We start from the raw sequence: 10,877 nt of genomic DNA, 5'->3' as shown, positions 1-10,877 counted from the left end.
TCTCTTCCCTCTCCTTGTCTCTTCAAGGTAAATTCCTCTTTTAATTCCAGTTTCTTTACCTTTCACTTTTTTGTACCTAAGTAGTTACGGAGATCCACCCTTATTTTCGCATCGGTTTCTTTTCTTCTATACGTCTTTCATCTAAGAGCAACCGGATCAGAATACAATGCGCTGCTCGGTCTTCGGATCGAAGAAATGCATCTTGCTTCTGTCGAAGACGAACGTCATCATTTGTCCGAGGCGGACGTCCGTCTCCGGATTCACCCGCGCGGTTACCATTCTAGAGCCGACCCGGAAATAAAGCAGCGTCTCCGCACCCAAGTTTTCGATCACTTGAACGGTAGCCTGCATCGTATTTTCTTTGGATACTCCCATCTTCTCTGCATAGTATTCGTCATAGATGTGCTCCGGACGGATGCCAAGCGTTAATTCTTGGCCTTCGTAAGGCTGCAGCGCCTTCGCCATCGCGTCGCTCAGCGAGAAGGCGACCCCTTCGAGTTGGGCTTTGCCGCCTGCGATCCGGGCGTCCATGAAGTTCATCGCCGGGGAGCCGATGAAACCGGCCACGAACATATTTTGCGGCTCGTTGTACAGCTTGGCCGGGGAGGCGATCTGCTGGATGCTGCCTTTGTTCATCACGACGATTCGCTCGCCGAGCGTCATCGCTTCCACCTGGTCGTGCGTCACGTATACGATCGTAGCGCCCAGCCGCTTGTGCAGCTCGGACAGCTCGACGCGCATCTGTACGCGCAGCTTGGCGTCCAGGTTCGAGAGCGGCTCGTCAAACAGGAATACCTGCGGGTCGCGCACGATCGCTCGCCCTACGGCCACACGCTGACGCTGGCCGCCGCTAAGCTCGCGCGGCTTGCGGTCGAGCATTTCGGAGAGGCCGAGAATGTTCGAGGCGTCCTGCACCTTTTTCTCGATTTCCTCTTTTGGACGCTTCAGGTTTTTGAGTCCGAACGACAAATTTTCCTTGATCGTCATATGCGGATACAACGCGTAGTCCTGAAATACCATCGCGATGTCGCGGTCTTTCGGATGAAGGCTGTTGACGATTTTGTCGCCGATGACGATGTCGCCGCTCGATTGCCGCTCCAGACCTGCGATCATGCGCAGCGAAGTCGTTTTGCCGCAGCCGGACGGACCGACGAATACGACGAATTCTTTATCTTCAATGACGAAATTGGAATCGGATACCGCCGTGAACGTCCCCCGTTTTTCGTCGTGATATTCTTTGACCACATGTTTGAATTCGACTCGTGCCATATGTGTTCCCTCCTGAACCTCCTAAGCTTGCATTACCCTTTGACAGCGCCAATCGTAATTCCTTGCAGGAAATATTTCTGAAGCGCGAAGAACAAAATCATCATCGGCAGCGCGCCGACCGTAGCTCCGGCCATAATCGCGCCGTAATCCGTCGCCTCCGCGAAACGGAAGCTGGCCAGTCCCACCTGGATCGTGCGCATTTCGTTCGATTGCGTAACAAGCAGCGGCCAGAAGAAATCGTTCCAGTTGGCCACGAACGTGAAGATCGCCAAAACCGCCAAGCCCGGCTTAGCCATAGGCAGTATAATTTTCGTGAAAATGCCGAACTCGCTGCAAGCGTCGATCCGAGCGGCATGAATAAGCGAAGTAGGTAGCGTCGACATGTACTGCTTCATCAAGAAAATGTTACCGACGGTCACGATAGACGGAAGAATGATGGCCGTATACGTATCGGCCAGGTCGAACACGTTGATTACCAGGACGTACAAAGGAATAAGCGTAACTTGAGCCGGAATCATCATCGTGCTGAGCAGCACCCAGAAAATCGAGTTGCGGCCCGGGAACTTCAGCTTCGCGAACGCATATCCGGCCAGCGATGCGAAGAACAGGTTGGTTACGGTAATGACAGCCGATACGAGCAGCGAGTTAAACAGCCAGCGCAAAGCTTTCGTTTTGAGGAAAAACCGCTCATAAGGGGCCGTGGACCAAATTTCCGGCCACATCTGCGGACGGAACGATGCGGAAGCCTGCGAATCCTGGAACGAACCGATAATCATCCAATATAACGGGATCACCGTAATCAGCACCCAGAGCATCAGAACGGCCGCCGCGATGCTAATGAATATGACCTTAGCTTGCTTGGACATAGCGACCGCCTCCTTAATATTCGATGTCCGACGAGAAGTATTTGAACTGAATGACCGATACGATAATGATCAGACCGGCAAGCACGAACGACTGCGCGGAAGCGAGTCCGAAGTCGTAGAAGACGAAGGCCGATTCATAGATCAAATACGCGATCGTCGTCGTGGCGAAATTCGGTCCGCCGGATGTCATCAAGTATACGCTGATAAACACCTGGAACGACGTAATGACGCCGGTAACCGCCAAATAAAGCGTCGTCGGCTTCAGCAGCGGCCACGTGATTTTGCTGAACTTCGCCCAGCCGCTTGCATGGTCGATATCCGCCGCTTCGTACAGCGATTTCGGAATGCCGCCCATCGCGGCGAGGTATAAAATAATGCCGCTGCCGTGCGCACCGAGATAACTCATCAGCATAAGCGAGAACAGCGCTTTGTTCGATTGGCCGAGCCAAACGACCGGATCGAGCCCGAACAGACCGATGACCCGGTTCATAAGACCGGATGCGGTCGGATCGAAAATCGCCAGCCAGACGAGCGAGATCGTAACGCCCGACGCAACGGCCGGCAAATACAAGGAAGCTTTAAAAAACGTCTGCCACGAGTTTTTCATCTGGAAAATAAAAAACGCGAGCACAAATGTGATGATGATATTGATCGGAACTGTCCCGATTGTGAAAATGACGGTGTTTTTGATCGATTTCCAGAACACGTTGTCCGAGATCATGTACGAATAGTTGTCGAAGCCGATCCACTTGGACTGCATGACGTTATACTTCTGGAAACTCATCAGAAACGCCGAGAAAACCGGGTATAACGTAAACACCAAAAACAACAGCACCGGGGCCAAAATGAATAAGTACGCCCAGCCGTAATCTTTCCAGAACTGAACGAACTTTGTATTTGGCGGCTTTGGACCCGGAATCGCTTGAGCCGAATGGTTATCCATCGCTGTCCTCCTGACTGCAAAAAGCATACGTTCGCCCTGCCGAGAGCGGGCGGTTTTACCAATGATGGTTCGCGAGGCGTTAAACGGAACGCCCCATATGCTGCCATACAGGGCGTTCCAACTGTTAACGCTCGTTTGCGGTTTGCGAGTCTTATCGCAGCATTTGCTGCCCTTTCGTTTTCAGATCTTCCGCTACCGCTTCAGGCGTTTTCTCGCCGGCCAGCAGCGCCTGGAAGTTCGGCTTTTGCACTTGCTCACGGTATTGCTTCAGCTTGGCCGCTTTGTCCACGTCGATGGTGAGCGCTACTTGCGGAGCAAGCGTTTCACGCATTTTTTTGGATACGTTAAAGTTGACTTCTTTCGCCAGTCCTTTGCCTTCGAACGCTTTGGCTTGGGACGTCCGTACGAACGGCAGGCACAATTCGTTAGCGGAGTTGCCCGCCAGCGCGCCGGTCAAGGAATCCAGAACAAGGAACGTATTTTTCTTGTGCTGCTCGTTGGTTTGTCCTTTTTGCGTAAATGCGATGTAGCCTTCTCCGCCGCCTGTTGTCACGCCATAGCCGGAAACGGCCGGGGAATGAGGAACCGGAAGCTGGATGTACTCGATTTTCTCGCCTTTTACTTTGCCGGCGTCGATATCTTTGTTGCGGTTGGCGATCATCACGTCGTAATACGGGATCGCTTTGGAAATAATAGCGGCTTGACCCGCGTAGAACATTTCCGTACGTTTCGCAGGAGCGAGCGCCACGGTTTCTTTCGGCATATAGCCGTCTTTTACGAGCGTGTTGATGAATTTCAAAGCATCGGTAATTTTATTGTCGTTCCAGATGAAGTTGCCCTTCTCGTCAACAGCATCAACCAGTCCTGCATTGCGAGTAACCATGTCGAGGAAGTCCAGGGACGTTCCGTCCGTTACAAGCGCATATTGCTGAGTGCCGTCAGGCAGCGTTTTGTTTAATTTTTTGGAAACGCTCAGGAACTCTTCCCACGTCCAGCCGTTGTCCTGAATTTTCTTGTAATCGATGCCCGCTTCGTCCAGAATGCGCTTGTTCGCGCCCCATCCCCACAGCGACTGGTACAACGGCAAGCCGTATTGTTTGCCGCCGAACTTCATCGTGTCCAGCGTGCCCGGGAGGAAGTCCTTCTTGATCTCGTCGGTCAAGTAGCTGTCGATCGGCAGCGCGAGACCTGTATTTACGTATTGGCCGTTCATACCGCCGAAGTACAGATCGGGCGGGTTCCCCGCATTAAGAGCGACGTCGAATTTCTTCGGACCTTCCGCCCAAGACAGTACTTCGTACTCCACTTTGATGTGAGGATATGTTTTATTGAATTCGGAAATCAGCACTTTTATGTCGTCTTCATATTTGCCGTGAACGGGATATGTCCATACCTTAACGGTATCCGGCGTTGTATCCTGCTTCTGCTCTGTGTTACCGCCCGCCCCGGGAGCCGGCTCTTCTTTTTTGCCGCATGCAGCAGCTACGATGACGAATACGAAAATCATCGCGATGGAAAGCCACTTGTTGAACTTCATTTCACGTTCCCCCTTGTAAAATGGTCGTAGTATTAGCTTTGGCAGCCTCCGTTGTAGTTTGCATCGCACTCGGCATGTTATTCATAAATGTTTCCCGGGCATCCTAAAGATAACGGCCGATCGAACCGCTCTTCTTAAAATCGATCTCGGAGACTTCTATGCCGGCTTGCGCGTACGTCCATGCTGGACGCTTTCAGCGGGTCATTGCTGCCATATGGATGTTATCGCTTCCACATTTTTTATTATATCGCCTAGGAAATAATATTTCAACAATTTTTTAATATACGATAAATTTTATTTACAAAATCATGACATTCTCTTATACTTGAACTATTCCGCTGGATATACAGGGGAGTGTTTGTCTATAACTCCGATCAGGAGACGCTTAACAGTCAGGAAATCATGTTTCCTATGAAGCCGGACCATACTACATGTAACGCAAATCCAATCGCAGCAACTTCGACGGCCGGCTGATCCGGCTGCACCGGGAGCGGAACTTATTCCTCTCTATTTTTGCGGATAACCGCATAACCTTTTCTTTAGAGAACAACCTTACAACCTTTATGTAAGCGGGTGAGCACGGTGCGGTACGTAATAGGAATCGACGGTGGAGGCACCAAAACAGAAGCGGTCGTTCTGACCGAGCAAGGTCAGGAATGGAGAAACTTAACGGTGGAATCGACCAATCCCCACGCCGTTTCCTTCGAGCAGGCCACGCGTAATATGGGCTTGCTGCTGGATCGGGTATTTTCCCTCCGCGAGACGAAGGGCATGGAATGTGCCGCCGTCTGCCTCGGCCTCGCAGGCGTGGATACGGAGGAAGAACGCGGACGGTTTCTTTCCTTTATGGAATCGTACCGGAATGAAAATCAATTGTCGTTCAGCACCTTTATGAACAATGACGCGCAAATTGCGTTAATGGCGACGCTTCAGGACGATCGCGGCATTATCGTTATATCCGGCACCGGGTCGATCGTTTTCGGCCTCACCGGAGACCGCCGGAAATTCCGCGTGGGCGGCTGGGGGCATCTGCTGGGCGACGAAGGCAGCGGCTATGATATCGGGATTCGCACACTGCGCGCGGCCATGCGGAGTCATGACGGAATTGAACCTCCGACCTTGCTGACCGAGAGCATCGTTCAAGCATACGGGCTAAGCGCGATCACCGATCTGCGGACGTACATTTACCAGCCGCATCTGAAAAAGCACGATATCGCCAAATTCGCCGAGCTCTGTATCCGGGCCGACGAAGCGGGCGATGTGACGGCGGGCAGCATTCTGGATGCCGCAGCTATGGATCTTTCTGTGTCGGCTGCAGCGCTTGTGCGAAAAGATCCATGGTTCGAGCGGTGCGATCTCGTCACCACAGGATCGATCTTTACTTATTCCAAGCGGTTTGCTGGTACGTTCCGGGACGGCCTCGGCCGATTTTATCCGCACGTATCGCTCCATCCGTCCGCCAGGAAGCCGGCTTACGGCGCTGCGCTTCTAGCCTGGCGGCAGCTGGGACAAAACCAATAAAAGGGGCCATCTTCATGAGCAATTTGCTGAACGAACTGACAACCGAACAAGCGAATGAGCGGACGAGAGAAATCGACCGGCTGCCGACGGAAGACATCGTCAAGCTGATCAATCAGGAAGATCGCTTGATCGCGGAGGCGCTTCGTCAGTTGACTCCGCAAATCGCTGCGGCGGCCGACCTGATCATTCAATCGTTCCGCAGCGGCGGCAGACTTCTCTACGTCGGAGCAGGGACGAGCGGAAGGCTCGGTATCCTGGACGCCAGCGAATGTCCGCCGACGTTCGGCACCGATCCTTCGCTCGTCGTAGGTATTATCGCCGGCGGGTCCGCCGCGATCCAAACTGCGGTGGAAGGCGCCGAGGACAATGTGGAGCTGGGCGCTTCCGATATGGACGAACACGGAGTCGGGCCTAACGACACCGTCGTAGGCATCGCCGCCAGCGGCCGGACGCCTTATGTGCTGGGCGCCATGAAACGGGCCAAAGCGCTGGGCGCTTCCGTCGTAGGCTTGTGCAACAACCACCATACGCCGATGGTCGATATCGCCGATCTGATGATTGAAGCGGTCGTCGGACCGGAAGTTATTCTCGGTTCCACCCGGCTGAAGGCGGGAACGGCCCAGAAGCTCGTCCTGAACACGCTGACGACGACGGCGATGATCCGGATCGGCAAAGTATACGGCAACCTGATGGTCGATCTGCAGCCGTCCAACGAGAAGCTCGTCTACCGCGCGAAGCGGATTATCGGCATGGCGACGCAGGCGACGCAGGATGAGATCGACGAAGCGTATCGCTTGTCCGGCGGCCATGTGAAGAAGGCCATCGTCATGATCCTCGCCGGCGTGGACAAGGATGGAGCGGCTGCGCTCCTCGAGCAAAGCGGCGGATTCGTCCGCGGCGCCGTCCAGCCGACAGGCCGGGGCGAATGAGGGGTTAATGGTTAATGGTTAGGCCGCGTTAAATTGCGATTTAGCAAGCATTGCGATTTAACGCAAGTCACTGCAAACTAATTTCAAGCCATTCCAGCAGGTCGAAAGAAATCAAGTAATCCATTAATCCAGTAATCGAATCAATCGCTAGCAATCGAATAACCGCCGGTTTACCGCATAAACCGAAACGGAACCTGCTCCCACTTTTGGTGGGGGAAGGTTCTTTTTTACGGGACATCTTCTGTCCGCCCTGGGCGATCGAATCCGCGGCCTCATGGGTCCTCTCGCCACGTCATTGACGCCTAGCACTGACGCTTCTACCCTCCCTCCCCATTTTGTTCCTTCCCCCTCACATTTATTGCTATTTCCTTGTTTAGTTCTTCCCACAAATTGGTTAGAGGAAGTTTTACTTCCGTTAAATCATCAGCGGAGCTTTTTTATGGTTAATAGCGGAAGTTTTAGTTCCTTTAAATTGACGAAATCCCCATATTCCCTCCCAATCTCCGCAAATAACGGAATTAAAAGTTCCGCTATCCGCTACTCCCGACGGTTTCAGTCACAATAGCGGAAGTCTCTCTTCCGGTAATCCCATCCCCCCTACAAAAATAGTTTCTTGCTGTCCTCATTCAGCATGTAGGTGCGAATCCGCTTACCGCCGGATACCGGCACCAGAACTCCGTTGCCCAATAGACGGTGGAGCAATGTTCTGGTTTGCCGTTCGCTGACACCCGCCGCTGCGCTGGCCTCGGCCGGGGAGAACGGGGCTTGCCTGCCGATCGCATACCGGACGATTTTGTGCTCCGTGGCGGTCAAAGCTGCCGGCTGTCTGCCGCTGCCGAACCAACTCCCGATCAGTTGCTGAATGAGCTGCTGGCAGCGCCTCGGCTTCTCCGCTATATCGTCGTAGGAGAACCGGATGACACGCCATCCGTCGAATATCAAATGATTTTGCCGCATCAACTGATCGGCAAACTGCCATCTGGATAGGTCCCGCGAGTGCGGACCGTATCCATCGATTTCGAAGCATATCCTCAGCGGGAAACGGATATACGCAAAGTCGAGAAATCGCGTGCCGTCCTTAAAATCGGACACTTCATACTCCGGATGCACGTATTCAAAGCTGCCGACCGCAGGCCACCATACCTCCTGTAAAAATAACCGTTCCGCGTGTCCAAGCCCGGCGATCCTCCGCTTTCTTTCTTCAGCGTTTTCACAGCGTACATGGTAGTCAACAAATGCAGCAAATTGTTTGTCAAAAACCATGCTCCTCCTCCTTTCACACTTCTCTCTAGTCCGAAAAATGCAAAAAACCGCTTCACCCCGTACATGTTACGGAATGAGGCGGCGTATGCTTTACGACCGGTCAGAAGTCAGATTAGTACTATCTTACAGGAATTGGTACGAGATAACAACCACTATCCAGACAGCAGAAGTAATTACCAGCCGACAATCACCCTCAGCACGCACTTCTCACTTTTACGTCCCTCCCCTTAATCTACAATTTTGGGAGATTACACTGAACCGCTTCAAAAGTCGTTATTCTTTACGGATCATCCGGCCACCAATTCGTACATGCCATTTCATACTAGTACCAAAGATCCCATCAAACCTGCCGTTTGCATACGCACATTTCAGAAATCCCTCCCGCCGCGAACCCTTTTATTGAACGGCTTAACATTTAATGTTAATATCAGGCAAAGTTGATATGCTGTACCTGTTATGGTACAATTCATCTAACAAAGGCATTTCGCTCATCAGGGCGAGGTGCCTTCGTGCATATACGAGGCAGTTGACATTTAATGGTTAGTTTTCGGCGTCGTGGAAGCACGGCCGGACGGCTTTCCGAATGGAATTGCCGATAGTTGGCGAATGTCCGTTAGCCCGGGCGGCCGGCGGAACATAAGGGAGGAATGCGTATGATTCAAGTGAAAGAATTTCTGGATAGCAACCACATCTCCGCGGAGAAGCGGGCCAATGAGTTTTTGGCGAAGCTGCGGGAGGAACAAGTGGTGGATATCAAATACTGCACCGGTTTGCAGCAGTACCATGATACAGCCGAACAAAGAAGTTATATTTTAGTCGTTTACAAGACCGATTCCGGCAATGTGGGCATACACGAGCCCTAGCCGCCTATAACCTATTAATCGAGGAGTTGTACAACCATGAGACTATGTTTTGAAGCACAATCGAGAGTATCCATGAACCGTTCCCGCTTGAAGCAACTGCGTCAAGCCGGCAATCTTCCGTGCGTCGTATTCGGCCTGGAGGCCGCTTCCGATATGATTCAAATCTCCTCCAAGCAGTTTGGAAAGTGGATCAGAACCGGACGTTCCGAGATCGTCGATCTGAATATCGACGGCAACCAGAAGGTACCGGTTATGCTAAAGCACGTGCAGCGGGACCCGGTTACACGGGACTGGGTGCATGCCGATTTCCTTCGCGTCCGAATGGACGAGATCATCCGGATGAAAGTGCCGTTGGAATTCGTCGGCACTCCGGCCGGAGTTACTAGGGGCGGCGTACTGTCCGTTCAAGAGACGCACATGGAAGTGGAAGGGTTGCCCGGCGACATTCCTGCCACGATTGCAGTAGACGTCAGCCAGATGGAAGTCGGCGAGTCTCTGCTGTTCGATCAGCTGCCGAAACCGGACAATGCCGTTCTAGTACCTCTTGCCGACGAGATCGTGGCTTCCATCGTTTTACCCCGCAAGTAAACCCGGACCATCCCGGAATGCTTGAGGGGACGGTTATGCAGCAACGTCCTCATTGTATATACGGATTATGCGGACTGAAACAACAAAAAAATCCCTTGTGTTCGCACACAGCGGCACAGGGGATTTTGAATTTTATTTTCTTTGCTCATTGCCCCTCATATGAGCTTAATCCCGCTGATCAGGATAAGCGATGCCACAAGCGTGCGCAGCGGCTTTGCCGGTACTTTGGAGCTCAAGGAGCTCCCGATCCACACCCCGGGAACGGACCCGATCAGCAATTGAAACGCCAGCCCGAAATCGACGTTGCCGTAACCGGCATGAAGCAGCCCGGCTGCCGTAACCAGCAGCAGCGCATGAGCGATGTCGGTGCCAACCAGCTTGGAGGCGGAGATCCGAAACAAATAAAGCAGCGCAATGGCAAATAACGATCCCGAGCCGATCGAGGTCAGCCCGACGATAAAACCCAACACGAAGCCGATCGTAATCGTCAGCACCCGTTTTTGCTCCAGCGGTTTTTCCTGCCACCGGTTTTCTTTGGTCTTCCGGTCAAACAGCTGTTTTGCGATCGTCAGCACCGCCACCACAATAAGCATAATGCCCAGCGCCATTTTCACGATATGCTCCTGGTTATCGAAAAACGCCCCGAACCAATGCAGCAGCACGATCGATACGACAGCTCCCGGAATGCTGCCGGCCGCAAACAAAAATACGATGCGATATTCCACTGTTTTTTGCCGCATATGCTGGATCGTGCCAAACAGCTTCGTGATCGAATTGTAAAACAAATCGGTCCCTACCGCCAGTGTCGGATTAACGCCGACCAGCACCAGAATCGGCGTAAGCAGCGACGCCCCGCCTACTCCGGTCAGCCCGACAAGAAAACCGACCATCAAACCCAAAAACGAAATACCCCAGTCCATCTCCACGCTGATTTCCACCGTCCGTCCAGTAATTCCGATTATTATACTAGGATTATATGGTTTTATCTTTCGGCTGTAAAGGATTTTATTTCCGAAAAATGGCTAAATTCGAACTCCCGTCCCTCTTTATGCGTTTGGCGGGGTTCTTTGATAAGGAAAGCTTATAATTCAATGAGAC

Annotated in this window: 11 protein-coding genes; 4 read left to right on the top strand and 7 right to left on the bottom strand. The window is 52.5% G+C overall.

Features of this window, described 5'->3' with window-relative positions:
• Positions 1-156: 156 nt before the first annotated feature.
• From IDH45_RS30075 to IDH45_RS30060, 4 genes are all read right to left on the bottom strand, one after another.
• The gene (locus tag IDH45_RS30075) at positions 157-1,269 is read right to left on the bottom strand and encodes an ABC transporter ATP-binding protein (RefSeq protein WP_190931848.1); all 1,113 of its coding nucleotides are present in this window, start codon (positions 1,267-1,269) and stop codon (positions 157-159) included.
• Between the two features lie 32 nt (positions 1,270-1,301).
• Positions 1,302-2,135: a carbohydrate ABC transporter permease gene (locus IDH45_RS30070; protein ID WP_190931847.1), complete on the bottom strand. Its 834-nt coding sequence runs from the start codon at positions 2,133-2,135 to the stop codon at positions 1,302-1,304.
• A 13-nt stretch (positions 2,136-2,148) separates the two neighbouring features.
• Complete coding sequence (locus IDH45_RS30065; RefSeq protein ID WP_223837130.1) at positions 2,149-3,078, bottom strand: carbohydrate ABC transporter permease; 930 nt, start codon at positions 3,076-3,078, stop codon at positions 2,149-2,151.
• 151 nt (positions 3,079-3,229) lie between these two features.
• Positions 3,230-4,615: an ABC transporter substrate-binding protein gene (locus IDH45_RS30060; protein WP_190931846.1), complete on the bottom strand. Its 1,386-nt coding sequence runs from the start codon at positions 4,613-4,615 to the stop codon at positions 3,230-3,232.
• A gap of 582 nt (positions 4,616-5,197) precedes the next feature.
• Here IDH45_RS30060 and IDH45_RS30055 point away from each other — a divergent pair.
• Positions 5,198-6,136, top strand: a complete 939-nt coding sequence (locus IDH45_RS30055; protein WP_190931845.1) for an N-acetylglucosamine kinase — start codon at positions 5,198-5,200, stop codon at positions 6,134-6,136.
• Between the two features lie 14 nt (positions 6,137-6,150).
• Positions 6,151-7,065 (top strand): N-acetylmuramic acid 6-phosphate etherase, encoded by a 915-nt coding sequence (gene murQ, locus IDH45_RS30050; RefSeq protein WP_190931844.1) that lies wholly within the window; start codon positions 6,151-6,153, stop codon positions 7,063-7,065.
• A 67-nt stretch (positions 7,066-7,132) separates the two neighbouring features.
• Here murQ and IDH45_RS30045 read toward each other — a convergent pair whose 3' ends face one another.
• Both IDH45_RS30045 and IDH45_RS30040 read right to left on the bottom strand, forming a co-directional pair.
• Positions 7,133-7,303 carry a hypothetical protein gene (locus IDH45_RS30045; protein ID WP_190931843.1) on the bottom strand — a complete coding sequence of 57 codons (171 nt, stop codon included), beginning with the start codon at positions 7,301-7,303 and terminating at the stop codon, positions 7,133-7,135.
• 359 nt (positions 7,304-7,662) lie between these two features.
• The gene (locus IDH45_RS30040; protein ID WP_223837128.1) at positions 7,663-8,328 is read right to left on the bottom strand and encodes a DNA-binding response regulator; all 666 of its coding nucleotides are present in this window, start codon (positions 8,326-8,328) and stop codon (positions 7,663-7,665) included.
• A 653-nt stretch (positions 8,329-8,981) separates the two neighbouring features.
• On the opposite strand from IDH45_RS30040, the gene IDH45_RS30035 reads away from it, so the two are divergent.
• Positions 8,982-9,191 (top strand): sporulation protein Cse60, encoded by a 210-nt coding sequence (locus IDH45_RS30035; RefSeq protein WP_190931842.1) that lies wholly within the window; start codon positions 8,982-8,984, stop codon positions 9,189-9,191.
• A 36-nt stretch (positions 9,192-9,227) separates the two neighbouring features.
• Positions 9,228-9,779, top strand: a complete 552-nt coding sequence (locus IDH45_RS30030; protein ID WP_190931841.1) for a 50S ribosomal protein L25 — start codon at positions 9,228-9,230, stop codon at positions 9,777-9,779.
• 155 nt (positions 9,780-9,934) lie between these two features.
• Here the strand turns inward: IDH45_RS30030 and IDH45_RS30025 are convergent, their stop codons facing one another.
• Positions 9,935-10,699, bottom strand: coding sequence for a sulfite exporter TauE/SafE family protein (locus IDH45_RS30025; protein ID WP_190931852.1), 765 nt, complete (start codon positions 10,697-10,699; stop codon positions 9,935-9,937).
• Between the last annotated feature and the right edge of the window lie 178 nt (positions 10,700-10,877).

It is taken from the genome of Paenibacillus oceani, from assembly GCF_014705615.1.
Taxonomy (GTDB): Bacteria; Bacillota; Bacilli; order Paenibacillales; family NBRC-103111; genus Paenibacillus_AB; species Paenibacillus_AB oceani.
Note: the sequence above shows the minus strand (reverse complement) of the source record. Positions and strands in the feature narration are given on the sequence as shown.